The sequence below is a fragment of the Bacillus sp. DE0042 genome, assembly GCF_007680225.1.
GTDB lineage: Bacteria > Bacillota > Bacilli > Bacillales > Bacillaceae_G > Bacillus_A > Bacillus_A wiedmannii.
Genome location: NZ_VEJP01000002.1, coordinates 609,770 through 634,154, shown reverse-complemented (window position 1 = coordinate 634,154; position 24,385 = coordinate 609,770). Strand labels below are relative to the sequence as shown.

General features: G+C 36.1%; 25 protein-coding genes. 15 read left to right on the top strand and 10 right to left on the bottom strand.

What is annotated here, in order from left to right; all coding sequences use genetic code 11:
- Positions 1–288 precede the first annotated feature (288 nt).
- From zwf to FS802_RS13770, 5 genes are all read left to right on the top strand, one after another.
- The gene (zwf, locus tag FS802_RS13790; RefSeq protein ID WP_098653423.1) at positions 289–1,773 is read left to right on the top strand and encodes a glucose-6-phosphate dehydrogenase; all 1,485 of its coding nucleotides are present in this window, start codon (positions 289–291) and stop codon (positions 1,771–1,773) included.
- Positions 1,774–1,869: 96 nt separating this feature from the next.
- Positions 1,870–2,763, top strand: coding sequence for a phosphogluconate dehydrogenase (NAD(+)-dependent, decarboxylating) (gene gnd / locus FS802_RS13785; RefSeq protein ID WP_001263671.1), 894 nt, complete (start codon positions 1,870–1,872; stop codon positions 2,761–2,763).
- Positions 2,764–2,814: 51 nt separating this feature from the next.
- Positions 2,815–3,483 (top strand): fructose-6-phosphate aldolase, encoded by a 669-nt coding sequence (fsa, locus tag FS802_RS13780; protein WP_061672754.1) that lies wholly within the window; start codon positions 2,815–2,817, stop codon positions 3,481–3,483.
- 267 nt (positions 3,484–3,750) lie between these two features.
- The gene (gntK, locus tag FS802_RS13775) at positions 3,751–5,292 is read left to right on the top strand and encodes a gluconokinase (RefSeq protein ID WP_033657643.1); all 1,542 of its coding nucleotides are present in this window, start codon (positions 3,751–3,753) and stop codon (positions 5,290–5,292) included.
- Between the two features lie 128 nt (positions 5,293–5,420).
- Positions 5,421–6,488, top strand: coding sequence for a lactonase family protein (locus FS802_RS13770; RefSeq protein WP_098720277.1), 1,068 nt, complete (start codon positions 5,421–5,423; stop codon positions 6,486–6,488).
- Between the two features lie 71 nt (positions 6,489–6,559).
- Here the strand turns inward: FS802_RS13770 and FS802_RS13765 are convergent, their stop codons facing one another.
- Entirely contained in the window at positions 6,560–6,733 is a 174-nt protein-coding gene (locus FS802_RS13765; RefSeq protein ID WP_001162795.1) for a DUF1272 domain-containing protein, read from the bottom strand.
- Between the two features lie 195 nt (positions 6,734–6,928).
- Here FS802_RS13765 and FS802_RS13760 point away from each other — a divergent pair, with 195 nt between their 5' ends.
- A complete protein-coding gene (locus FS802_RS13760; RefSeq protein WP_000181439.1) occupies positions 6,929–7,750 on the top strand; it encodes a pentapeptide repeat-containing protein in 822 nt (273 codons plus the stop codon).
- A gap of 43 nt (positions 7,751–7,793) precedes the next feature.
- Here the strand turns inward: FS802_RS13760 and FS802_RS13755 are convergent, their stop codons facing one another.
- Positions 7,794–8,678 carry a DMT family transporter gene (locus tag FS802_RS13755; protein WP_000814709.1) on the bottom strand — a complete coding sequence of 295 codons (885 nt, stop codon included), beginning with the start codon at positions 8,676–8,678 and terminating at the stop codon, positions 7,794–7,796.
- 326 nt (positions 8,679–9,004) lie between these two features.
- Between FS802_RS13755 and FS802_RS13750 the strand changes: the two genes are divergently transcribed.
- Complete coding sequence (locus tag FS802_RS13750) at positions 9,005–9,790, top strand: glycosyltransferase family 2 protein (RefSeq protein ID WP_098653424.1); 786 nt, start codon at positions 9,005–9,007, stop codon at positions 9,788–9,790.
- Here the strand turns inward: FS802_RS13750 and FS802_RS13745 are convergent.
- From FS802_RS13745 to FS802_RS13725, 5 genes are all read right to left on the bottom strand, one after another.
- Positions 9,759–10,682 carry an NAD-dependent epimerase/dehydratase family protein gene (locus tag FS802_RS13745; RefSeq protein ID WP_141545933.1) on the bottom strand — a complete coding sequence of 308 codons (924 nt, stop codon included), beginning with the start codon at positions 10,680–10,682 and terminating at the stop codon, positions 9,759–9,761. The genes FS802_RS13750 and FS802_RS13745 overlap by 32 nt on opposite strands.
- A complete protein-coding gene (locus FS802_RS13740; RefSeq protein ID WP_000435761.1) occupies positions 10,679–11,902 on the bottom strand; it encodes a class I SAM-dependent methyltransferase in 1,224 nt (407 codons plus the stop codon). Before FS802_RS13740 ends, FS802_RS13745 begins: the two co-directional genes overlap by 4 nt.
- Before the next feature lie 12 nt (positions 11,903–11,914).
- Positions 11,915–12,970, bottom strand: coding sequence for a CDP-glucose 4,6-dehydratase (gene rfbG, locus FS802_RS13735; RefSeq protein WP_000168669.1), 1,056 nt, complete (start codon positions 12,968–12,970; stop codon positions 11,915–11,917).
- A 1-nt stretch (position 12,971) separates the two neighbouring features.
- Complete coding sequence (rfbF, locus tag FS802_RS13730; protein WP_098653425.1) at positions 12,972–13,739, bottom strand: glucose-1-phosphate cytidylyltransferase; 768 nt, start codon at positions 13,737–13,739, stop codon at positions 12,972–12,974.
- A 114-nt stretch (positions 13,740–13,853) separates the two neighbouring features.
- Positions 13,854–14,648: a glycosyltransferase family 2 protein gene (locus tag FS802_RS13725; RefSeq protein WP_002096423.1), complete on the bottom strand. Its 795-nt coding sequence runs from the start codon at positions 14,646–14,648 to the stop codon at positions 13,854–13,856.
- Positions 14,649–14,924: 276 nt separating this feature from the next.
- On the opposite strand from FS802_RS13725, the gene FS802_RS13720 reads away from it, so the two are divergent.
- The 4 genes from FS802_RS13720 to FS802_RS13705 all read left to right on the top strand — a co-directional run bounded on the left by FS802_RS13720 (position 14,925) and on the right by FS802_RS13705 (position 17,997).
- A complete protein-coding gene (locus FS802_RS13720; RefSeq protein WP_000285637.1) occupies positions 14,925–15,332 on the top strand; it encodes a MerR family transcriptional regulator in 408 nt (135 codons plus the stop codon).
- A gap of 121 nt (positions 15,333–15,453) precedes the next feature.
- Positions 15,454–16,782, top strand: a complete 1,329-nt coding sequence (locus tag FS802_RS13715) for a hemolysin family protein (protein ID WP_002096424.1) — start codon at positions 15,454–15,456, stop codon at positions 16,780–16,782.
- A 52-nt stretch (positions 16,783–16,834) separates the two neighbouring features.
- A complete protein-coding gene (locus FS802_RS13710) occupies positions 16,835–17,248 on the top strand; it encodes an ATP synthase subunit I (protein WP_046957915.1) in 414 nt (137 codons plus the stop codon).
- A gap of 200 nt (positions 17,249–17,448) precedes the next feature.
- Positions 17,449–17,997, top strand: a complete 549-nt coding sequence (locus FS802_RS13705; protein WP_000938437.1) for a DUF2179 domain-containing protein — start codon at positions 17,449–17,451, stop codon at positions 17,995–17,997.
- A gap of 95 nt (positions 17,998–18,092) precedes the next feature.
- Here FS802_RS13705 and FS802_RS13700 read toward each other — a convergent pair whose 3' ends face one another.
- Entirely contained in the window at positions 18,093–18,320 is a 228-nt protein-coding gene (locus FS802_RS13700) for a DUF3923 family protein (protein WP_000830332.1), read from the bottom strand.
- A 76-nt stretch (positions 18,321–18,396) separates the two neighbouring features.
- Positions 18,397–18,777: a hypothetical protein gene (locus FS802_RS13695; protein ID WP_064475876.1), complete on the bottom strand. Its 381-nt coding sequence runs from the start codon at positions 18,775–18,777 to the stop codon at positions 18,397–18,399.
- 359 nt (positions 18,778–19,136) lie between these two features.
- Between FS802_RS13695 and FS802_RS13690 the strand changes: the two genes are divergently transcribed.
- Complete coding sequence (locus FS802_RS13690; protein ID WP_098707668.1) at positions 19,137–20,051, top strand: tetratricopeptide repeat protein; 915 nt, start codon at positions 19,137–19,139, stop codon at positions 20,049–20,051.
- 82 nt (positions 20,052–20,133) lie between these two features.
- Here the strand turns inward: FS802_RS13690 and FS802_RS13685 are convergent, their stop codons facing one another.
- Positions 20,134–21,324 (bottom strand): MDR family MFS transporter, encoded by a 1,191-nt coding sequence (locus FS802_RS13685; RefSeq protein WP_098707667.1) that lies wholly within the window; start codon positions 21,322–21,324, stop codon positions 20,134–20,136.
- Positions 21,325–21,437: 113 nt separating this feature from the next.
- Here FS802_RS13685 and FS802_RS13680 point away from each other — a divergent pair, with 113 nt between their 5' ends.
- The 3 genes from FS802_RS13680 (at position 21,438) to FS802_RS13670 (ending at position 24,343) form a co-directional block, all read left to right on the top strand.
- Positions 21,438–21,980, top strand: a complete 543-nt coding sequence (locus tag FS802_RS13680) for a CGNR zinc finger domain-containing protein (protein WP_141545932.1) — start codon at positions 21,438–21,440, stop codon at positions 21,978–21,980.
- A gap of 41 nt (positions 21,981–22,021) precedes the next feature.
- Complete coding sequence (locus tag FS802_RS13675; RefSeq protein ID WP_000446400.1) at positions 22,022–22,777, top strand: class I SAM-dependent methyltransferase; 756 nt, start codon at positions 22,022–22,024, stop codon at positions 22,775–22,777.
- Between the two features lie 147 nt (positions 22,778–22,924).
- A complete protein-coding gene (locus tag FS802_RS13670) occupies positions 22,925–24,343 on the top strand; it encodes a BclA C-terminal domain-containing protein (protein ID WP_098707666.1) in 1,419 nt (472 codons plus the stop codon).
- Positions 24,344–24,385 lie beyond the last annotated feature (42 nt).

Here is a 24,385-nt window from a genome sequence, read left to right as displayed (position 1 = left end):
ATTCGAGACACTTTTCTTGACGATTATAATCTATGTAGTTAATATGGTAGATATAACGTAATTAAATTACTAAAAGTAATTAAGTTATTTAATATAAGTTAAACTGAGTAAGTAGGATGTGGGGAAAATGCTTTGAATTGCCACTATTAATATTGGGGACAATGAGAAAGCGACAAATATAAAAAATTAGAATTTAAGAAGTAAGATTGGATCAACAATAATAGTAGCTTCTGTACAATGCATTTTTACTATAGTGACAATGACTATACATCACGAGGGGGACTGAAATTGGAATCAATGACCTTTGTTTTATTTGGAGCAACAGGGGATTTAGCTAAAAGGAAAATTTACCCTGCACTATATAACTTATATAGAGATCAAAAGCTTCCAAAGCAAATATCCGTTATTGGGCTTGGAAGACGTGAAGTATCTCATTTAGATTTTCAAAAAAGAGTAAAAGAATCAATAGAAACTTTTTCTCGTCGCAAAGATGAAGGTACTCCGAAAATAGAAGATTTTTTAGAGTATTTTCGTTATTGTCCGTTAGATGTGAATAAGCCAGAAGATTATAAAAGGTTATTGCAAGTAGTTCGTGAAAGGGAAGAAGAACAAAATATACAAGGGAATAGAATGTTCTACCTTTCAGTTACTCCTGACTTCTTTGAGACCATTGCTTTAAATATTAAAGAAAGTGGACTTGATAAAACGGATGGATGGAAGCGCCTAATGATTGAGAAACCATTTGGTCATGATCTTACATCTGCCCGAGAGCTGAATGATAGGCTTAGTCGAACGTTTGAAGAAGACGAAATATACCGTATTGATCATTATTTAGGTAAGCCGATGGTTCAAAATATTGAAGCACTTGAATTTGCAAACCCTGTTCTCCAATCGATTTGGAATAAAGAACATATTGCGAATGTACAAATCACAGCTAGTGAAACGGTTGGTGTAGAAGAAAGGGCAGCATATTATGATCATGCAGGAGCCATTCGCGATATGGTTCAAAATCATATGCTGCAAATATTAATGATGACTGCTATGAATCTGCCGGAAAAGATCAATGCATGTGAAATTCGTGAGGAAAAACGAAAGGTCATGGAGACTCTTCGTAAAGTGAAAAAAGAAGACGTTCAAAACCATATCATTCGCGGACAATATGCTTCAGGGGAGATAAAAGGACAACAAGTTGTGGCGTATAGAGAGGAGCCAGGAGTAAATCCTTCTTCTCAAACAGATACATTTGTTGCGGCTCGCTTATGGATTGATAACCCATTTTGGACTGATGTTCCTTTTTACATACGAACAGGAAAAAGAATGAAAGAAAAGTCTACTCGTATTGTAATTGAGTTTAAAAATACGTTAAAACAGCAGTATCAAGATAGTAATCCAAATGCAGCGCCTAATTTGTTAATCATTGAAATTAGCCCAAATGAAAATGTTTCACTCCAATTAAATAGTAAAAATCCATTGAACAATGGAGAGCTTGAACCGATCCGTATTCATTTTACTTGTGAGCAAACAGGTGTGGGAATACCTGAAGCTTACGAAAGGCTTATCTATGATGCTGTATGTGGAGATTCTACATTCTTTGCTCACTGGAGAGAAGTTGAATTGTCATGGGAATGGGTGCAGCCAATCCTTGAAGCATTCGAAGAAAACTTGTTACCTCTTCATGAATATGAGTCTGGCTCGTATGGTCCGGATGCTGCTCATGCTCTATTACAAGAAAGTGAATTTAAATGGTGGTTAGATGAAGGATTGAAAAAATAAGTACATCCTTATAAGTAAAGAAATATGACAAAAAGATATTCATCATTTTATTAATGTGTATTTATGATGAAAGGTAATTCAAGGAGGAATTATATTATGAGAGTAGGATTAATTGGTTTAGGTAAAATGGGATTAAATTTAGGGAAGAATTTAATTGATCATAAACATGAAGTAGCGGCATTTGATTTAAATACGAGTGCGGTGGAAGAAATGAAAGAGTACGGTGCTACAGGTGTATCTAGTTTAAGCGAACTCGTTCAATCATTGGAATCACCAAGAATTCTATGGGTGATGGTTCCGCACGCTGTTGTTGATTCTGTTATTAATGAGGTTACACCGCTGTTATCAAAAGGAGATATTTTAATTGAAGCTGGTAATTCACATTATAAAGAGTCTATTCGCCGATATGAGCAATTAAAGAAAGATGGTATTCACTTTATGGATGCAGGAACTTCTGGCGGAATGGAAGGTGCTCGTAATGGTGCTTGTTACATGATCGGAGGAGATCAAGAAGCTTGGGACATCGTTGAACCTATCTTCCGTGATACAGCTGTAGAAAATGGATTCTTATATGCAGGGAAAGCTGGTAGCGGTCACTTCTTAAAAATGATTCATAACGGAATTGAATACGGAATGATGGCTGCTATTGGTGAAGGATTTGAGGTTTTAGAGAAGAGTGAATTTGATTACGATTATGAAAAAGTATCAAGAGTATGGAACAACGGTTCAGTCATTCGTTCATGGTTAATGGAATTGACTGAAAATGCATTTTCTAAAGATGCAAAACTGGATGAAATTAAGGGCGTTATGCATTCTTCTGGTGAAGGGAAATGGACAGTAGAAACAGCATTAGACCTTCAAACAGCAACTCCTGTTATCGCAATGTCTCTATTAATGCGCTACCGCTCATTAGATAATGATACATTTACAGGGAAAGTTGTAGCAGCACTGCGCAATGAATTTGGCGGACATGCAGTAGAAAAGAAATAAACATTTTAAAAGTATAACTCGTTAACGTTTAAAAAATGGAGGGAATAAATCATGAAGTTTTTTATTGATACTGCAAATCTTGAGGACATAAAAAAAGCATATAAACTAGGTGTTTTAGCTGGCGTGACAACAAATCCGTCTTTAGTAGCGAAAGAAGGCATTAAGTTTGAAGACCGTATTGCAGAAATTTGTCAGGCAGTACCTAACGTTGAATCTGTTTCGGCAGAAGTAACTCCAGATGTTGTAGAAGCTGAAGAAATGATCTCTCAAGCAGAAGAACTGATTAAAATTAACGGTGGTGATAAAAACATCACGATAAAACTTCCGATGACGCTAGCAGGATTAGAAGCTTGCCGCTACCTTACTGAAAAAGGTGTGAAAACAAACGTTACACTTATTTTCACTGTGAACCAAGCTCTTTTAGCTGCTCGAGCAGGTGCAACGTACGTTTCTCCATTTTTAGGTCGCTTAGATGATATTTCTGAAGATGGCGTACTATTAGTTGCTAAAATTGCTGAATTATTCGATGTTCACCAATTAGATACACAAATTATTGCGGCTTCTGTCAGACACCCAGATCATGTAACTCGTGTAGCGATGGCAGGTGCTCACATTGCAACAATTCCTTATAAAGTCATTGAACAACTTGCTATGCATCCGCTAACAGATCAAGGTATTGAAAAGTTTGCTGCGGATTGGGCGAAAGCGCCTAAGTTATAAGGAAGTAAAGTTTTCACAAATTGCTTTTCACGAGAGGACCAATCTCTATGTAACTTCATCCTGTAAAATAAATCCTGAGTTTGGTACCTTATTACGTGAAAGCAGCGATATAAAAAGACACCATGCATTTTCAAAACAGCACAATGGTTATAAAAAGGATCCCCTTATGGAGAGTGAAGTTTATGAAAACGTAGCTCTCATAAGGGAGCGTCTTTTTGTATACATCATGGTGCTCTTTTGTTATAGGAATAATTTGAAAGGGGTTACATAGTGAGCTCGAAATATATGATTGGTGTAGATATTGGGACAACTAGTACAAAATCAGTTTTGTTTTCGGTGGATGGATCAGTTATTACAAGTCATGGAATTGAATACCCTTTATATTCTCCCGCACCAGAAACAGCAGAACAAGATCCAGAAGAGATTTTTCAAGCGGTCATACATACGATTAAAGAAACTATACAATCGAGTAATGTGCAGCTAGTTGATATTCTTTGTGTTTCTTTTAGTTCGGCAATGCATAGTGTCATTGCTGTAGACGAAGCAGGGAAGCCGTTAACGAGATGTATTACTTGGGCAGATAATAGAAGTGCAAGCTGGGCAGAAAAAATAAAAAATGATATGAATGGTCATGAAATTTACCTTCGTACTGGAACACCAATCCATCCTATGTCACCACTTTCAAAATTAGTTTGGCTTAAAAATGAACATGCTGAGTTATTTGCAAAAAGCTATAAATTCATCTCAATTAAAGAGTATGTTTTCTATAAGTTATTTAATGAATATGTAATTGATTATTCTATAGCATCAGCAACAGGGATGTTCAATTTGAAATCTTTAAAATGGGATGAAGAAGCTCTTCGTGTTGCAGGAATTTCGGAGGGAAAGCTTTCTAAACTCGTTCCAACGACGCACAGCTTAATAGGATTAGATGAAGAATTTGCAAGAGAGATGAATGTACTTGTTACTACTCCTTTTATAGTCGGTGCGAGTGATGGGGTACTATCGAATTTAGGTGTAAATGCAATAGAGCCTGGAGTAGTTGCTATTACAATTGGTACGAGCGGTGCGGTGCGAGTTGTAACAAATCAGCCTGTAACGGATCCGAAAGGTAGGACTTTTTGTTATGCGTTAACTGAGGACCTTTGGGTAATTGGTGGACCGGTTAATAACGGTGGTATGATTTTTAGGTGGGTTCGTGACCAATTATGTGCGTTAGAAGTTGAACATGGGAAGCGCTTAGGAAAAGATCCTTATGAATTGCTTACTGAAATAGCAGCGAAAGTGAATCCTGGATCGGATGGTTTATTATTTCATCCGTATTTAGCAGGAGAAAGAGCTCCTTTATGGAATGCGAATGCGCGTGGATCTTTCTTTGGGCTTGGGCTACATCATAAGAAAGAGCATCTTATCCGTGCTGTTTTAGAGGGAATCATTTATAACTTGTATACAGTTCTTCTTGCTTTAAAAGAGCTAATTGGTGAACCGAAAAAAATTCAAGCGACAGGTGGCTTTGCAAGATCGGAACTTTGGAGACAGATGATGGCGGATATTTTTCATCAAGACGTATATGTTCCTGAAAGTTTCGAAAGCTCTTGCTTAGGAGCGGCAATCCTCGGGTTATATAGCTTAGGTGAAATAGATACATTACATGTAGTTTCTCATATGGTAGGTGCCAATTTTTATCATGAGCCAAACATGGAAAGTGTGGAGAAATATAAAGAATTAATACCGATCTATATTCGTCTGGCCCGTCATCTGGAAGAAGAATATGAGAGTATAGCGGCTTTTCAGAAAAAGTGGGTTTAGAGGCTATTTGGCAGGGAAATATGGTAACTTATAAAGAGGTACTCAAGTTTTTTTAGATGTTCTTTCAAAAAATAGTTTAAGGTTGTTCTGTAAAAAATATGAGGGACAAAAACTATAGGGAGAGGGTTATGAAAATGAAGGATAACAAAGAGTTTATTGGATATGTTGGAACGTACACGAAAGAAAATAGTGAAGGAATATATAAGTTTACTTTAGACACGGAAGCAAAAAAAATTAGTAATGTAACACTTGCGGCCAAGCTGGATAACCCTACATATGTAACGATTAGCAAAAATAATCAATATCTCTATTCTGTTGTTAAGGAAGGCGAATCTGGTGGTGTAGCTGCTTATTCGATTCATAGTCATACTGGAGAGCTAAAGGAAGAAAACAGACAAGTAGTAGAAGGGGCTTCTCCTTGTCATATTAGTGTTGATAGTGGAAACCATACGGTAGTTACAGCAAATTATCATAAAGGAACGATTGAGTCTTTTGTAGTTAATGAAGAAGATGGAACTGTAAATGCTGCCACATCTATTATGGCACATGAAGGTTCAGGTCCGAACAAAGAAAGGCAAGAAAAACCACATGCACATTATGCGGGATACACTCCTGATGAAAAATATGTAGTGGGTGTTGATTTAGGGATTGATAAAATCATTACGTATGAAATAAAAGATAGTAAGTTAAAAGAAGTAAATAGTTTGTCTGTAAACCCAGGAAGTGGTCCGAGACATATTGCTTTCCACCCGAACGGAAAACATGCTTATGCCATGACTGAACTTAGCTCGGAAGTTATTGCATTATCATATAATCCGGAAGAAGGGTCCTTTACAGAGTTGCAGTATATTTCTACCGTTCCAAAAGAATTTGATGACAATAGTCAAGGAAGTGCGATTCATATTTCTTCTGACGGCCACTTTGTATATGCAGGTAATCGCGGTCATAATAGTATCGCTGTTTTCAGTGTGGATCAAAATTCAGGTCAGCTTACATTTGTTGCACATACATCTACAGAAGGAAATTGGCCGAGGGACTTTGTATTAGATCCGACTGAAAAGTTTCTTATTGCGACAAATGAAAAGTCACATAACCTTGTGCTATTTTCAAGAAATGAAACGACAGGGAAGTTAACACTGCTACAATCTGATGTTGTTGTACCAGAGCCTGTTTGTGTGAAGTTTTTAAACGTTTAATTTGTGATTGGTAGAATTTCTATATATCCCAAAAACAAGAAAAAAGCAAAGCGATATCGCTTTGCTTTTTTCTATTTCTTCTTCGGTCTACGTACTAATTCGCCGCCACAGTTTGGGCAAACATTTTGTCTTTCTTCTGTACATGGTGCACAAAATGTACATTCATAGACGCAAATGTATGCTTCGGAATTTGATTCGAGAGATTGGTCGCAAATTTGACAGTTTGTTTTCATTTCGAGTGCCATAGTAAGTCTCCTTTTAGTTTGAATATTTATAATTTAATTATAATTCATTAGATAGAAACTGTCTTTTTCAATTGAAAGGAAATCAAATGATAAAGTTATGATTTGAAATGAAAGAGTCTATTTTATTTTAAAATTGATTATTTAGTGCAGTTGGAATATTATGAAATAGTCAAAAGACAACAGGGGGTATATATTTTGACTAATCATAACGATCATTTAAAAGCAAACTGTGAAAAATGCTTCGGTCTATGTTGTGTAGCGTTACCGTTCGCAGCATCGGTAGATTTTGCGGTGAATAAAGATGGCGGGAAGCCATGTTCTAACTTACAATCAGATTTTAAATGTAGCATACATAAAAATCTTAGAGGAAAAGGTTATAAAGGTTGTACAGTATTTGAGTGTTTCGGTGCTGGACAGAAGATTTCTCAAGTGACATTTAACGGGATTGATTGGCGGAAAGATGCAAAGCATGCGAGAAAAATGTATGACGCTTTTCCGATTATGCATCAGCTTCATGAAATACTGTGGTATTTGAATGAGGCTATTCTTTTGACGGCCACACAACCGATTCATAAAGAACTAAGTAAAGCAATTGAAGAGACGGAGCGCCTTTCAAATTTAAATGCGGACGAGTTAATGAAAGTAAATATTCCGTTACACCGTGCAGAAGTAAATGTATTACTTTTAGAAACGAGTGAGCTAGTTTGGAAGGAAATGAATGCCGCGCATAAGAAACGAATGAGTCACCGCGGAGCAGATCTTATGGGAGCAAATTTGAAGAAGAAAGATTTGCAAGGAGCGAATTTAAGAGGAGCTTATTTAATTGCGGCAAACTTAAATGGAGCAAACTTAAGAGGAGCAGATCTTATCGGAGCAGATTTACGAGATGCAGATATTCGTGGGGCTGATTTTACAAATAGTATTTTTCTGACGCAAGTTCAAATTAATGCAGCGAAAGGGGACAAACATACGAAATTGCCGAAAATGTTGTCCCGTCCATCGCATTGGAGTGCGTAAAGAGTATGGAACAGGCAGAGATTAAGAATCTCTGCCTGTTTTTTCATTTCTTTTCAAAAGTAGTAATGAAAACACTACATATAATAAGAATACCACCAATAAAAAAGTTACTATTTAATGTCTCATTTAATAAGAGCCAACCAAGCAACGATCCGACGATAGGTTGGAAGAAGAAAAATAACGATCCGATGCTTGCGTCCATTAATTCTAATCCTTTATTCCAAAGGAAAAAGGCACCTGCCGTTGAGACGACACCTAAGTAAATTACGCCTAATATTACGTACGTATTTACTGTTTCGATAGAGGTTGATTGTAGTTCCCATATCATAAAAGGTGTAATGAAAAAGAGTGAAAAGAATATGGCGTACGTTGTAATAACTAAAGATGAAAATCGAGCTGAAGCAATCTTCACATAAATGGATAGTAAAGCCCACGTAATAGCGGCCCCGACTAATATGATTGTACCGATAAAATAGGAGCCAATTTCAATATCCCATCCAATGACGATAATGACACCGATTGTCGCTATTATAGTAGATAGCAATCTGCGAGCGGTTAGCTTTTCTTTTAAAATGATTGCTGCAAATATAACCATAAATGCAGGTGTAGCTGACGTTACTAACGAGCCTGTATGAGCGTCGGATAATTTTGTTCCGATAAATTGACATGTAATCGAAATGAAATAGCCGATAAATCCAATCCAGGCGAAGAGTAGCCAATCTTTTTTGTGAATGGTTACTTTTTTCTTTTGCTTTTTTTTAGCTATTTTCAAAATTGCATATAAAACAACAAAAGCAATGATAAAGCGTAGCCAAACGAGTGTCAGTGGTGGGATAAAATCGAGTACGTATTTACTAACAACATACATACCGCCCCATATACTTGCTGCTAGTGATAAACATATAGCTCCTAAAATTGTTTGTTTCATGTAAAGTACCTCCGTCTATTTTTAGGGTATTATGAGTTCCCTAAGACGAGGCATAGTGTTATGTGTTATATGAATGCCCGCCTTAGTTTATAGACGGCCTACAGGTTGATCGTTTTCGAATGAAGTGTTGTAGTACATGAATGCATTCCTCCTTCATATTTTATAATGATATTATAACTTAATTTTCAGTTTATTGGGATGTTTCTTTAGAAAATGGAAATTGTTTAAGAAAGCATAGTATATGGTAGAAAAACATATTTTTGAAATAAAAGAAACCAATTACATTAATGATAAGTATAGTAAGAGTAGGATGAAAAAGTAGATTAATAGAGAAAGAGGAGGAGATTGTTATAACTACAACCGTTATTTCTCATTTTTATAATGAAGAATATTTATTGCCGTGGTGGCTTATGCATCATACGAAACTGTTTGATCATGGCATTTTAATTAATAAAGGTTCTACTGATCGTTCAGTGAAAATTTGTAAAAAATTCGCGCCGCATTGGGAAGTGCGAGATTCTTTAAATCCAGAATTTGATGCACTAGCGACAGATAATGAAGTGATGATGGTAGAACAAGAAGTAAAGGGATGGAAAATGATTTTAAATACGACTGAGTTCCTTTGTGTGCAAGATAAAAATCAGTTTTGGAAATCACTAAATGAATTGGGAGGGAGGATGTATTGGCTGGAAGGGCTTATTATGGTCGATGATCTTAACTATAATTATCCAGACCTTAACTTTGGAATACCTTTAATGAAACAGCGATTTCACGGTTATTTACCAGAAGATTGGCCGTTATGGAGAAGAGGTAGATTTATTCATAATCATGAACATGGAAGTTATACGGTTGGAAGACATTTATCTGCACATGAATCTATGATTTATCCGCCACTTGCGTGTATTGCATGGTTTGGTTTCAGCCCTTGGAACGATGCGATGAGAAAGAGGAAATTACAAATTGGTCCTACTCTTTCTGAAGCTAGTAAGCAAGGGGGAATGGGCACGCATCATATTATTACACCTGAAAAATTAGAAGAATGGTATAAGGATTTAGCAAGTGGGACGAAGGATTTACGTTTTAGTAATGCGTATCGTTATGCTTTTTTATAAATGATTCCCACCATAAAATTGTTTCTTCGATTCCAGTATTTAGATCGTATGTTGGTTTCCAGTTTACTTCAGTTTTTAAACGCTCTACATTAACGCCGACAAATAAAGGTTCATCTTTAGAGAAAGGAATCGCACCTAGTTTAATGAAATGTTCTTTTCCTATTTTTTTAGCAATGATAGAAGCTAATTCTTTAATTTGTACAGATTGACCAGAAGCGATATTGATTGTTCCTGTAACGCCATGTTCTAATACTGTTACGAGAGCATGAGCGACGTCGCTCACATGGAGAAAATCTCTTGATTGTTTTCCGTGTGTACATAGTGCTTCCTCATTTTTTAATAAGGAATTGATAATGTTAGAAACGAGCCGGTTCCCTTGTTCGTGAGGGCCATACATATGAAAAATGCGGCCCCAACACATGCTGAGGGCGGTTTGCTCAGCATACGTTTGTAGCCAGGAGTGTAGCGCGTTTTTACATAATGAATACGGTGTTTTATAGGAAAGAAGCGGTGAATCTTCAAATAGTACGCCGTTAAACCATTCATATTCTGCGCCAGTACCGGCAACAACGACTCGCTTTCCACCGCAAGTTGTGAAGTGTTGAATCAACGAGATACTGGATGTAAGCCAATAGTAATTATTAATAGATACATAACACGCTGGCGGCACTGCTTCCCAAGCTAAATGAATGAGATGACTAGGCTTCATGTCGTAAATGAGTTTTTTTACTTCTTCATCGCAAAGTAAGTTTACTTTATGCCAATGGCAAGAAAGGTGAGAAGGTTTATTTGTATTGTAGGTGGCGTGCACTTCATAGCCCTTTTGTATAAGAGAATTTACAACATATTTACCAATCCATCCACTACCGCCTGTTACAAGGATTTTTTTCATGGCTCAATCACCTCAACTTCTGGAATCGTTACTAAAAATTTGCCGCCCCATTCACGAATGAAAGAGCATTCTTTCATAATTTCATCTTTTAAATTCCAAGGAAGTATGAGAATGTAATCGGGTTTTGTACGTTTAATTTCTTCTGGAGATTTTATTGGAATGCGAGTTCCTGGTAGAAGGAGATTTTGTTTGTGAGGATTTTTATCTACTGTATAAGCTAGAAATTCTTTTCCTATCCCGCAATAGTTTAAAAGGGTGTTTCCTTTAGCTGGAGCACCGTAACCGATAATTTGTTTGTTTAAAGCTTTCGCTTCGATAAAAAACTTTAAAATATTTATTTTCAATTGTTCGATGTGTTTAGAGAAAAGGAGATAGCAATCTAATGTATCTAGCCCGTGATCTACTTCTTTTTGGATTAAGTTTGTAACATTGGAATGGATAGTGGATGAGTCATTATGATGGTTTATAAAAATACGCAATGAACCACCGTGCGTTGAAAGTTCTTCTACATCGACAATTTGTAAATGATGGTGAGCTAAAACTTTTTGAAGACTTATAAGTGAGAAATAGGAGAAATGCTCATGGTAGATTGTATCAAACTGTTTAAGGGAAATTAGATTTAATAAGTGCGGGAATTCAATTGTTATCGTGCCATCTTGTTTTAATAACGTTTTTAAACCGGCGACAAAATCATGTAAGTTTGGAACGTGTGCTAATACGTTATTTGCGACGATTAAATCAGCTTGTGGTAATTTTTTTGCTAAGTCATTGCTGAAAAAATTCACTTCAGTAGGAATTCCTTTTTGAATAGCGATTTCTGCTACATTTTTTGCTGGTTCAATTCCTAACGTTTCGATATGTTCTTTTTGAAAGTATTGTAATAAGTACCCGTCGTTACTCGCGATTTCAATTACTTTCGAATGATTTGTTAAGTTGAAACGCTTAACCGCCATTTCTACATATTGTTTAGCGTGTAGTAGCCAACTGGAGGAGTAAGAGCTGAAGTATAAATAGTCATGAAAAATGTTGTGCGGAGATTCAAATTCATCTAATTGTACAAGTAAACAAGAGTGACAAACAAATGTGTGGAGCGGATAAAATGGTTCCATTTTATATGAGTGTTCAGGAGCTACAAATGAGTTAGCGAGAGGGGAAACACCTAAATCTAAAAAAGTATTTGTGAGTAATGAGTGGCAAAAACGGCATTTTTTCTGTTCCATTTTATAGCCCCCTTATAAATTTTTGAATGCACCGATTTGTTGGCGCGTGAAAGATTCCATATTTTCACCAGATGCATATTTTTTGTACCAATCAACAGTCCAAGCGATAGAATGATCTGTTGATAACTTAGGAGTCCAACCGAGTTTATTTACTGCTTTTGTACTATCTAGTGTTAAAATGGGCGATTCATAAGGAGTATTTGTATGGGGGAAATGGATTGTTAGTGGTTGATTCCATAATTTCATTATAGAGTGAATGATATCATGAACTGTTCTGTTAGGTTCATTTATCGGGCCGAAATTCCACGCTGCTGCATATTCGGCATCCTTCCAAAGCTTCTCAGCTAAAAGGATATAGCCATGTAAAGGATCTAATACGTGTTGCCACGGGCGAATCGCGTGCTTGTTTCTAATATTTAATGTATCATCTTGTAAATATGCACGAATGACATCTGGGAATAATCGGTCTTCTGCCCAATCACCGCCGCCGATGACGTTACCTGCTCTTACTGAGGCAAGATGCAGAGTGTTAGTGCGAAAGAATGATTTTTGATAGGACGTTGCAACTAGTTCAGCGCAAGCTTTACTAGCACTATAAGGATCGAAACCTCCTAGCCGGTCAGTTTCCACGAATGCTCGGTTACCGCTCCCGTCATTTTCATAGCATTTATCACTTGTAACATTAATGATACTACGTATACTTTCTATATGTTTTGCGGCTTCTAATACGTGAACGGTACCTAAAACATTCGTTTTAAATGTTTCGATAGGATTTTTGTATGAAGTGGTGACGATTGGCTGGGCTGCTAAATGAAATAGTATGTCCGGGGTATGTTGTTTCAGGGTATGGAATAAAGAATCGTAATCTGTAATGTCGCCTTTAATTGATGTGCATTCTTTTGCTACGTTACCTTGTTCAAAAAGGTTAGGGATGGATGGGGGATGAGAAGAATAGCCAACTACTTCTGCGCCTAAAGAACTTAAAAAAAGGGTGAGCCATGAGCCTTTAAAGCCAGTATGTCCCGTAATGAATACTTTTTTCTTATTCCAAAAAGATGATGAAGCCATATTACCAAACCTTCCACGGAGCATTATTACTTTCCCATAGCTCGACTAATTTATTTTTATCGCGCAATGTATCCATTGGATGCCAAAAACCAGTATGTTGATATGCAGCCAATTCGTTTTTGTTTACTAACTGAACTAAAGTGTCTGTTTCAAAAACAGATTTATCTCCACTAATGTAGTTGAAAACATCAGGATTTAAAACGAAAAATCCACCGTTAACCCATCCGCCATCACCTAGTGGCTTCTCTTGAAAGGATGTTACAGATTGTTTATCTAAGACGAGAGAACCGAATCTACCAGGAGGTTGTACGGCTGTAACAGTAGCCGTTTTGCCGTGTTTTTTATGAAAAGCAATGAGTTCTTTTATATTTACATTACTTAATCCATCGCCATAAGTGAGGCAGAAAGGCTCATCCCCGACGTAATGTTGTATTTTTTTAACTCGTCCACCTGTTTCGGTATTTAGACCAGTATCGATTAATGTAACTTTCCATGGTTCTATACGATGAGAGTGGTTCGTAATTGTATTGTCACTTAAATGTATCGTGAAATCGGACATGTGTAAGTTGTAATTTAAAAAGAATTCTTTAATTGCATATCCTTTATAGCCTAAGCAAATAATAAACTCAGTAATCCCGTAATAACTATACAAACTCATAATGTGCCATAAAATAGGCTTTGTTCCAATTTCAATCATAGGTTTTGGTTTTAAATGAGTTTCTTCCCCAATCCTCGTTCCATATCCACCTGCAAGAATAACAGCTTTCATTTTTTCCTCCTAAAATAAAAATTTATAATATATACAGTATTCATATGAAATACAAATGGTATGGTTTTTAGCTAAGTGTGTAAAAATGTGTGGAACATGATAGGGTGAGAAATATTAAGGTTTGAATTTAGGGAATAATTGTTGATACTCAGGGTGATTACGTAGGTCTTGTGTTATGTTACTAAGCTCTAAAAATCGAGTTTCGAGTTCCTCAGAGGACTGACCATAATGAGTTTGAAGGCCCATTTGAACACCCGTTTTTGAAAGAGTAGGTGTAATTTGTAATTTTCTTATCTTTGCATGTTCGTTCCAAGGGCTAAAATAAAATTTAACAATAAATGAAGGGGAGTTATAAACTGTATGTTGATGCCGAGTAAAATGTCTACCAGGTAAATATGCGCCGTCAAGATGATTGTGTATAAATCGCCAAGCACATCCGATTTCTGGTTTATAAGGAAAAAGACCATGGTATCGTTGCTCTACTAACGGAATAGAATATCTTAGTTTTGAATAATTGTAATTATGCTTATCAATCATGACAATCATTCTAATTGCGTACATATTTTGGCCTAACATATGAAGTGATGAGAAAAATTCTGCTACATTGTTACAACAAAGAAATTCCGTAGTATTTAATACCATTTTCCAACCTGAAACTTCTCTTTCAATTTCCATCACCTCAATATCAGTATTAGTGGGATCGAAATCAAGGAATCTTGAATTTCGTACTTCCCAGTTGGGAGCAAATAATTTACAAATTTCAACCGAACGATCTGTAGAACCTCTATTAATTAATATGCCGTGATCAAATATTTTTGTATGATGCATAAGCCACCATGGTAATAAATACTCCTCGTTATAAAAATGAGAGATAATTGTCCTAGTGATTTTAATCTCCTCCAGTTGCATAAATAATGATTTTATTTCAATATTATTATCATATGTTTTAAATTAAGGAAGGTTGACAGGAATGTGTGATTCCATTTTTACATTTTGGTATCGGCATATCGAAAAAACAGTAATCTAACTATATGGATAGAGTTATAGAGTGTGAATATACTACATACTTAGATGGTATGTGGAATTGTGTATAAATTATGAATAATAAACCGTCACGTTTGACTGTACAGTTTATGTATTGTATGATGTTAGTAATATAAACAAGGGGGGAAGATCGTTGGGAAGGTGTATCGAATCGGACAGTTGGCTCTCATGGCTCACGTGTCGAAACGCACGATTGATTATTATACGAATCTAGGTATCTTAAAAGCGGAGCGATCTCAATCTAATTATCGCTATTACGATGAAACAGCATTTGAGACATTACAATTTATTGAGAAGTGCAAAGAAATGCATATGCCGCTTTGTGAGATTAAAGAGAAAATCGAGGAGAAGAAGAAGCTGCTCGGTATCAATGAACACGTTTCGAAACAAGTGAATGAAGTGACAGACCATATTCATCGGTTAGAAGCAGAGTTAACGGAGTTAAAGCCGCTTTTAGATGGATTGACTGATTCACAACGTGAAAAAATATCGAAATCTTTATCTGGTCAAACGACAGCTTTAATACAGACACTTGCTCTATTATTATAGAAAAAAGTGAAATCCGACCTCTTTAATTTTTGTATCGGGCTATGTTTTCTAGTGAACAAATAAGAAAACATTATAGTATACAGGAGGTGGACACCTTAGTTTTTTAAACTAAGGGGATTCATTGGAAATATTTAATTTAGTCATGGTTGCGATTTTAATCGCATTTACTGGATTTTTCGTAGCAGCAGAGTTTGCGATTGTAAAGGTACGTTCAAGTCGTATTGATCAGCTTGTTGCGGAAGGGAAACGCGGTGCTTTAGCAGCGAAAAAGGTAACAACAAATTTAGATGAATATTTATCTGCTTGTCAATTAGGTATTACAGTTACAGCTATGGGATTAGGTTGGTTAGGTGAACCGACAATTGAAAAGTTATTACACCCGTTATTTGAGAAATGGAACATAAATCCTTCTATCTCATCAGTATTAACATTTGGTCTTGCCTTTATGCTAATGACGTATTTACACGTTGTAGTAGGGGAATTAGCTCCGAAAACGATGGCAATTCAAAAGGCTGAACAAGTAACATTGTTATTGGCAGGTCCGTTAATGATGTTCTATAAAGTCATGTATCCATTTATTTGGGTATTAAACGGTTCAGCTCGTGTTGTAACTGGCTTATTCGGTTTAAAACCAGCTTCAGAACATGAAGTAGCTCATACAGAGGAAGAATTACGCCTTATCCTTTCAGATAGCTATGAAAGTGGCGAAATTAATCAGGCTGAATACAAGTATGTAAATAACATTTTTGAATTTGATAATCGTATTGCAAAAGAGATTATGGTACCGCGAACAGAAATCATTGGTTTCTACCTGGAAGATTCAGTAGAAGAACACATGAAAGTAATCCAAAATGAGCGATACACACGTTATCCGATTTTTGGAGAAGATAAAGATGATATTATCGGTATGGTCAACGTAAAAGATTTCTTTATTCGATATATGACCGAAGATCAAAAAGATTTATCATCCATTCGCACGTATATGCGTCCGATTATTGAAGTGATGGAAACAACTCCAATTCACGATTTATTACTTCAAATGCAGAAGAAGCGAATTCCGATGGCTGTTTTATATGATGAGTACGGAGGAACAGCAGGAATTGTAACGCTTGAAGATATCTTGGAGGAAATCGTCGGCGAAATTCGTGACGAATATGATGAAGATGAAGCACCACCAATTCAGCATGTGAATGAGCACCATAAAATCGTTGATGGAAAAGTGCTTATTTCAGAAGTAAAAGATTTGTTTGGATTACACATTGAAGAAGACGATGTGGATACAATCGGTGGCTGGATTATGATGCAAAATCATGAAATTGAAGAAGGACAACATGTTGAGGCGGAAGGTTATGAATTTAAAGTGTTAGAAAAAGACGCTTACCAAATTAAACGTGTTGAAATTCGTAAAATGGAACAAGAGCAAGAAGAAGAGAAAGCAGCAACTGTGTAAGTTGCTGCTTTTCTTCTAACGTATAAAAAATGCGAAATTAGGAGCGGATATTTTGATTCAAGCAGCCTTACGTGTATATCGATTACAATTGTATGCGATCTTTAGTGGTTTACTACTTATGTGGACGATTACTCCGTTTGGAAAACAAGTAACAGGGTTTGGTATCGGATTAGCTGTAAGTGCCTATTGTCTTTGGTTATTAGCTCGCAGAGTGGAGAAACTTGGGAAAAGTATCGTAATGAAGGAAAAGGCTCCTGGATTAGGAGTTCTAAACCGATTTGCAGCTGCCATTTTAGGAGCAATCATCATGTATGAAATTGAGCATGAAATGGAAATGTGGGCATTTGGTACAGGCATTTTAGGTGGTCACTTTTTAATGATTGCAAATTTAGCTTATGCAAATATGCAGTTAGTGAAAGAGGAAGAGAAGCAAAGGGAACATGCTTCGAAAAACATAGAGCTATGATGAAAGGGGCCTAATGGGGTTCCTTTTTTGTGTTTAAGCGAGCTAATGAAAGGAATCAAATTTACGACAAATATAATACGCTTCTTTTTTACGTTTTTCAATAGTATGAAAAATAATGTAAAAAAATTTAAAAACCCATCGATTTCTAAAGGTTATGTATGTTATTATGACAAAAGACTTTTTGAAAGAGGTGGATACCAATGTTACAAGCGTTACTTATTTTTGTGCTTCAAATTATTTACGTTCCAATTTTAACAATCCGTACGATTTTGCTTGTAAAGAATCAAACAAGATCCGCTGCTGGTGTTGGATTGTTAGAAGGAGCTATTTACATTGTCAGTTTAGGTATTGTGTTTCAAGATTTATCAAATTGGATGAACATTATTGCCTATGTCATTGGCTTTAGTACGGGACTATTATTAGGCGGTTATATAGAGAACAAATTAGCAATTGGTTATATTACGTATCAAGTTAGTTTACTAGACCGTTGTAATGAATTAGTAGATGAATTACGTCACTCAGGATTTGGCGTTACAGTATTTGAAGGCGAAGGTATTAATTCTATACGTTATCGTTTAGATATCGTTGCAAAGCGTTCTAGAGAAAAAGAACTGTTAGAAATTATTAATGAAATTGCACCGAAAGCGTTTATGTCTTCTTATGAAATCCGTTCATTTAAAGGCGGATATTTAACGAAGGCGATGAAGAAAAGAGCGTTAATGAAGAAGAAAGATGAACATGTATCGTAAAGAAAAGGGAGTAGTGCAGCTTTAAAAGCACGGCATAATCCCAAAATAAAAAGAGAGGAATCTAGTTTGAAAAAGATTCATCTCTTTTTTCTGCGTTATTTTTTTCTACTCTTTCTCAGATTAACAAGTAACCATACAACTTGAATAATGATTGGTAATATAAACGCAATTAATAAAACGATAAAGGCTATTAATTTCAGCTCCGGTGTTTGAGTAACACCGGTCCCATCAACCTCTCTTAGCCAAATGATAGCTGCCAATATCCCGAAAGTTATAATCCAAAATATGTTACCAATCCACCAATAAATCCATCTTCTTTTCATGCTAGCCCCCCTTACATTTACCCTCTGTTAAAAGTAAATTTTCGTTCGTTACATTTATAATGAAATACCTATAAAATTAATTTTTTTTAACTGTATATCTAACTTGTTTAAAGGTTACCATGTCTCCATCTTGAGTATCATCTTTCGTTTGCAAAAGTTGAACTTTTGGTTTGTAATCTGTCTTATGAGCGTGCTCGATATCTTTAATGTTAACTTTGTAGGATTCGCCATTATTAATTTTTTGTTCCAATACTTTTTTATTGGCAACATAAATAAACGTCACTTTATTTTCATCAATACCTTCAGTCTTAATTTCTAATTCGTTATCTTTTGTTGTAATCGTTGGTGTTAATAATTCAATACTGCCTTTTCCAGTTTCTAAAGAATTTTCTACTATAGTTGAACATCCGGATAATATGATTCCGATGAATAGAAGAACAGCTAATTTCTGTTTCATAACATCCCCCAATTTCAAGTGATTTTTGATTTTGGTATTGCTAGACTGCTAGTGTGGAACGTAAATGTTTAGCTAGCACACTTTTTGATTGTACCATAATATGTAAATTAAAACAGGCTGTATATCCAATTTAAGGGGTTTGAAAAGTTTACTTATTGTTTTAAATTAGTATCTTTCCAGTAGGTATATATTTTCTGTAGAAAGCAGTGTTGTTAAAATCATTATGAATTGGATATCCAAATGTAGATAGGAGAAAGAACGTAATACGAAGCGCACTACTTTTTTATAGAAATTACAATTTTTTCATATTAAAATAATGATAGGGAATAGATGAATTCATTCACTTCGGAGGTAGTTACTTGAACATTAACGAGAAGGCAATTGAAATGTTTGAACAAAATGAATATGTGGAAGCAATGAAACTGTTTCACCTAGCAGTACATGAATCTAGAGGTGTACAATCTCTCAATAATCTTGCTTGGATGTACTTTTATGAGGAAGAAAATGACGATAAAGCTCTGGAATTAATAAAAGAAGTTGTTAAGTTAGATCCGTCCTCATACTTCCCTTATAACATCTTAGGGGAAATTTACACGAAACAAGAAAAATGGGAAGAAGCGAAAGAAGTATTACAAAAGTCTATTTCGATGCAACCATCCAATGAAGCATTTCACAATGTAGCTGTAGCGCATTATAACCTTGGAGAGTTAGAAAAAGCTTCGGAATTTTTCTTGCGAGTTGCAGAGGATTCGGACTATATAATGTATAGCTATGTAAAATGTTTAATTGATTTAGGGCGAACGACAGAAGCGAAAGAGAAGTTAGATGCTTTTAACAGGAAAGCTGATAATTTTTTAGGAGAAATTCATGTAGCAGATTTATATGTTGAGTTGAATTGCTATAACGAAGCAATTGAATGGTTCGAAAAGGGATACAAAGAAGTTTGGAAAAGTCCTAACTGGATTAGTAGGTTTGTGTATGCTCTATATAAAGCTAATAATTTCTCCCGTATAAATGAAGTTATACAGGAATCTATCGAAGCGAAAACATCAGAAATAGAAGATGTTCAGAATGAAGAAGTAGAAGAAAACTGGACAGAAAAAGATAAGACAGAGTTAATTGAGGAATATACAGAAGAGAATAATTGTTATAAAACAATGATAGAACGTATCAAATCTGGATATGTTCCAGGGTTAGAATTTGAAACTTATCATTTAGGGGGTTGCTATTTATTTGGTTGTAAAAGACATAATCATCTTGAATATGAAAAATAAAAAGATTCGACTGTCAAATATGATGGTCGAATCTTTTTATTATAGGTTGCTTGTCTAAAGGTACCATTTCAATTGTAATGTGTTAAAGATGTTTCGTCTCATTACATAGGTATATATCCTCTTTAGAGGTCCCTTTTTTAATATTATGGAGTGAAATAAAACCAATAAGTCCTATTCCGCCGAAAATAAGCCATGGCGTATACATTCCGTTTAAGTTGGATGTAAAAGATGTACCGGTATAATTACCAATGATAAAACCAAATGCGAGTGATAGTTGATAAAATCCGAAGTAAGTAGCTGTATATGATTCGTTACTGTAATTTGCAATAGCGATATCAGCGTTAGGTAATACGAGTGTTTCACCGATTGTAAATAAAATTACACAAATAAATAGCCAATATGGGTGTTGAAATAAAGGAATGAGTAAAAAGGAAATACTCATTAATAAAACACCGTATTTAATAATCGAAAGTGTGTTGTATTTATGAAATAGTTTTCGGAATAATACCATAAATATGACGCCTGTTATTGCATTTATCGTAATAACTAGTGTAGCAAGCTGGTTGCTATTACTAATGTTTTTCATATGAAGTGGAAGTGCGACAGTAAGCTGAGTAAACATAATATAGAAGAAAATCATAATAAATGAAAACAAAAGGAAAGATTTGTTTTGTAAGATAGCTTGTATCCCTAATGTAATAGACGTGTTTTCAGTAGTGACTTGGAAGTGATTTTTAAGTAAGTAAAAGATAAAAGCGAATAACAGCATAAGAGATCCTGTTAGAGAGAAAGTGTAGATTGGATCGAGTAAAAGTAAGAACCCTCCTGCAATTGGTCCGATTATTGCACCGCAATTAAAACTAAGGTTTAAATATGTAAATAAATTTTTTCTCATATGAGCTGGTTGTGAGCCGAATATGGCGCGAGCAGCAGGTTCGTAAAATGCAGTTCCGAAGCCAATAAGTGCAGAGGAAATAGAAATTGTATAGAAATCAGAACATATTCCTAAAGCGATAAATCCGATTCCTCTTAAAAATAATCCGGCTATCATCATAATGATATAGCCGATTTTGTCAGCAATTAATCCTGAAAATAATGGGATAACTCTTGATGTGATTGTCATAACCGTCAACACTGTTCCTACTTGAACAGCTGAAAAATGGAGAAAGGTTAATAGATAAATAGCTAAAAATGCGTATACTGCAAAATATCCAAAAGACATAAAAAATGAAGAAATAAGCATGAAACGTATCGGTATTGAGAAACTTTTCATAAAACTCCTCCTAATATTGTAACCAGTAAAAAAGTTTGATGGTTAACTTTATGTATATTATAATTATACATAAAGTCAGAAAAAAGTAAATTTTAAGAAGAAGGTGAATGGAATTGAATCAGAACGCACCAAATGAATTAGAATATATTCGGGAATTTTTAAATACATGGAAAGTACCAAACGATACGAGAGAGCCAATTGATTTGCTGCAAACAGAAGAAGATATAAAGCTCTTTATGAAAGAATATTTTCATGAAGAGCTCCCTTTTCATACGATAGAGGAATTAAAAAGTTTTCGAGAAGATATTCGGGTGGCAATTGAAGGCGAAGGATCATTGCAAAAATGGTTAGAGAAATACCCATTTCATGTACAGGTAAAGGAAGATATGAAAGGTATTACATATAGGCCTGTGCACGAAGAGAATGTATATACAAAAGTCTTAAGCATTGTGTTAATGTCAATTCGAGAAAATTTGTGGGGAAGGTTAAAAGCATGTCCAGATTGTCGCTGGGTATTTTATGATCATTCGCGAAATGGAAGCAAAAGATGGTGTGGTATGTATGCTGGAGAAGAAGGAGGAAGAGCGTGCGGAACGATCGCGAAAGTGAAAAATTACCGGGCGAAGAGAAAAGGGAGATCGGGTTATGATGTGTAATTAATATTAGGGGAAGAAAATAGGATGGGGGAATGAAGGATATGGAAAGTACACAAATGTTAGCTTTAAATAAAAAGTGTTGGGATACAGTTGCACCTTATTTCTTTCAAGTGGATTGTTTACCGAAATATGGTCCGTATACAGCGTCTGAAGATGAGATTCATTTGTTAGATTCAATCAGAAATAAAAAGGTTCTTGATATTGGGTGTGGAAGTGGGCATTCGTTGCAATATATGGCAGAGCACGGGGCAGAGGAAGTATGGGGGCTTGATCTTTCAAGTGAACAAATTAAAACAGCGAATGAAACGTTAAAGTGTTGGAATCCAAAGTTAGTATGCGGAGCGATGGAAGAAGAAGGAGATATTCCGAAAGAATATTTTGATATTGTATATTCCATTTATGCATTAGGTTGGACTTCGAACTTAAGAAAAACGTTGGAACTAATTTATTCATATGTAAAGCCAGGAGGAAGTTTTATATTTAGCTGGGAACATCCCATATATTCAAACTTAATGTATGGAACAGAGGAGATTGCTTTAAGCTCGTCTTATCATGAGGAAACTCCTATTACGTTTGAAACATTTAAAGGGGAACATGTACAAGCAACGTTATATAAAAGAAAAATGAGTACATACATAAATGAGTTAAATAGAGCGGGATTTACAATTGAGAGAATAGAAGAACCTGAACCATCTAGCGCGTTTGATGAAGAATTAGCTGAGCCGTCTACGAAATATTATTCGTTATATAAAGCTAGAGTGGTGCCAACTACTTTTATTATTAAGGCGAGGAAGTAAAGTGTTTTATAAAAAGAAGCCTATCATTTCAAATACATGAAATGATGGGCTTCTTTATTTTTAAAAAAATGAAGTCAGAGGTGTACTTTTCATATAAAAATGCATTTCATATAAAAGGTGTAATGATTTTAGGGAAGGGGGATTGTTGTGCATCATCATAAAAATTGCAAAAAATTCGGAGTGGCACTGCCTCTTCCGCTTATAGGTGCAACTGGTCCAACAGGTAATAGTGGCCCTGTAGGTCCAACTGGAGGGCATGAAGGTCCGGTCGGTCCTCCGGGAATTACTGGACCTAGAGGAGCAACTGGTCCACAAGGCCCCCAAGGTATCGAGGGAATACAAGGTCCGCGAGGGACAACAGGAGCTCAAGGAATACAAGGTGCCGTTGGTGATACTGGAGAGCAAGGAATTACAGGTCCGGTTGGTTTACAAGGTCCTCAAGGATTAATTGGAGAGCAAGGTCCTGTTGGTGATATTGGATTACAAGGACTGGAAGGAATACAAGGGATTACAGGCCCTGCTGGTAGTCAAGGTATACAAGGTTCCCCGGGGATACAAGGGGAAATTGGAGAAAGAGGACAAACGGGAGCACAAGGAATGCAAGGTGTGATAGGTGAAGGTGGTATTACAGGTGTAATAGGTCCTCAAGGTCCTCAAGGAGCGCAAGGAATACAAGGGGAGGATGGAACTACAGGTATACAAGGAGAAGAAGGTCCCCAAGGAATACAAGGAATTACTGGAGAGCAAGGACACCAAGGTGATCAAGGGATACAAGGTGTAATAGGTCCAACTGGTTCTACTGGAATACAAGGACCTCAAGGTATAAGCGGAATAAAGGGGATAACAGGTGTAATAGGCCCTCAAGGTCCACAAGGTGTTCAAGGCATACAAGGAATAAACGGATCCACTGGTTTTCAAGGAGCAAAAGGAGTACGAGGGATAACAGGAGCAACAGGGAGTATTGGTATACAAGGACCAGAAGGACCTCCGGGTGCTCCGACGGGAACAACCGGTCCAATTGGTCCATCTAGTGGAGTGACTGGTCCATCTGGCCCACCCGGTCCACCTGGGGGACCAACAGGCCCAACAGGTGTCACGGGCCCAACCGGTTTAACAGGAGCAACTGGATCATCTGCAATATCAACAGGTGGCGGCTATTTCTTTTCTACTTCAACAAGTACAATTGCAGCCAATGCCAACATTCCAATTAATTCAGGATCTACAGTATATGGAACAGGAGTATCTTTAACTAGTGCTACAACTGTCACAGTATCCACCCCAGGAATATATTTAGTAAGCTATTATTTCCAAGGGGACGCGACTGGTGGGAATGAGACGGTATCTGTCAGACTACTATTAAATGGGACGCAACTAGCAGGGAGTTTTATACAAAACGTAACGACAGTAACTGTAGTAATCGAACCTGCCATTTCAAATACGCTTCTTGTGAATGTAACGAGTGCCAATTCAACATTAATATTACAAAACGGTCCATTAGGTGTAGGGCATGTGACCACTATAGCAGGTGCGATTACGGCAAGTTTAAATGTAGTGAGAATATTATAAGGAATATAAAAAACACAAGGAATGTCTGTATAGACATTCCTT

What these genes read in the sequence shown, in the direction of transcription:
- FS802_RS13685 (WP_098707667.1), bottom strand. Translation starts at nt 21,324, where the DNA reads ATGAAAAGTTTCTCAATACCGATACGTTTCATGCTTATTTCTTCATTT.
- rfbF (WP_098653425.1), bottom strand. Translation starts at nt 13,739, where the DNA reads ATGAAAGCTGTTATTCTTGCAGGTGGATATGGAACGAGGATTGGGGAA.
- FS802_RS13725 (WP_002096423.1), bottom strand. Translation starts at nt 14,648, where the DNA reads ATGCAACTGGAGGAGATTAAAATCACTAGGACAATTATCTCTCATTTT.
- FS802_RS13745 (WP_141545933.1), bottom strand. Translation starts at nt 10,682, where the DNA reads ATGAAAAAAATCCTTGTAACAGGCGGTAGTGGATGGATTGGTAAATAT.
- FS802_RS13740 (WP_000435761.1), bottom strand. Translation starts at nt 11,902, where the DNA reads ATGGAACAGAAAAAATGCCGTTTTTGCCACTCATTACTCACAAATACT.
- FS802_RS13675 (WP_000446400.1), top strand. Translation starts at nt 22,022, where the DNA reads ATGGAAAGTACACAAATGTTAGCTTTAAATAAAAAGTGTTGGGATACA.
- fsa (WP_061672754.1), top strand. Translation starts at nt 2,815, where the DNA reads ATGAAGTTTTTTATTGATACTGCAAATCTTGAGGACATAAAAAAAGCA.
- FS802_RS13765 (WP_001162795.1), bottom strand. Translation starts at nt 6,733, where the DNA reads ATGGCACTCGAAATGAAAACAAACTGTCAAATTTGCGACCAATCTCTC.
- FS802_RS13700 (WP_000830332.1), bottom strand. Translation starts at nt 18,320, where the DNA reads ATGAAAAGAAGATGGATTTATTGGTGGATTGGTAACATATTTTGGATT.
- FS802_RS13755 (WP_000814709.1), bottom strand. Translation starts at nt 8,678, where the DNA reads ATGAAACAAACAATTTTAGGAGCTATATGTTTATCACTAGCAGCAAGT.
- FS802_RS13705 (WP_000938437.1), top strand. Translation starts at nt 17,449, where the DNA reads ATGTTACAAGCGTTACTTATTTTTGTGCTTCAAATTATTTACGTTCCA.
- rfbG (WP_000168669.1), bottom strand. Translation starts at nt 12,970, where the DNA reads ATGGCTTCATCATCTTTTTGGAATAAGAAAAAAGTATTCATTACGGGA.
- FS802_RS13695 (WP_064475876.1), bottom strand. Translation starts at nt 18,777, where the DNA reads ATGAAACAGAAATTAGCTGTTCTTCTATTCATCGGAATCATATTATCC.
- FS802_RS13770 (WP_098720277.1), top strand. Translation starts at nt 5,421, where the DNA reads ATGAAAATGAAGGATAACAAAGAGTTTATTGGATATGTTGGAACGTAC.
- gnd (WP_001263671.1), top strand. Translation starts at nt 1,870, where the DNA reads ATGAGAGTAGGATTAATTGGTTTAGGTAAAATGGGATTAAATTTAGGG.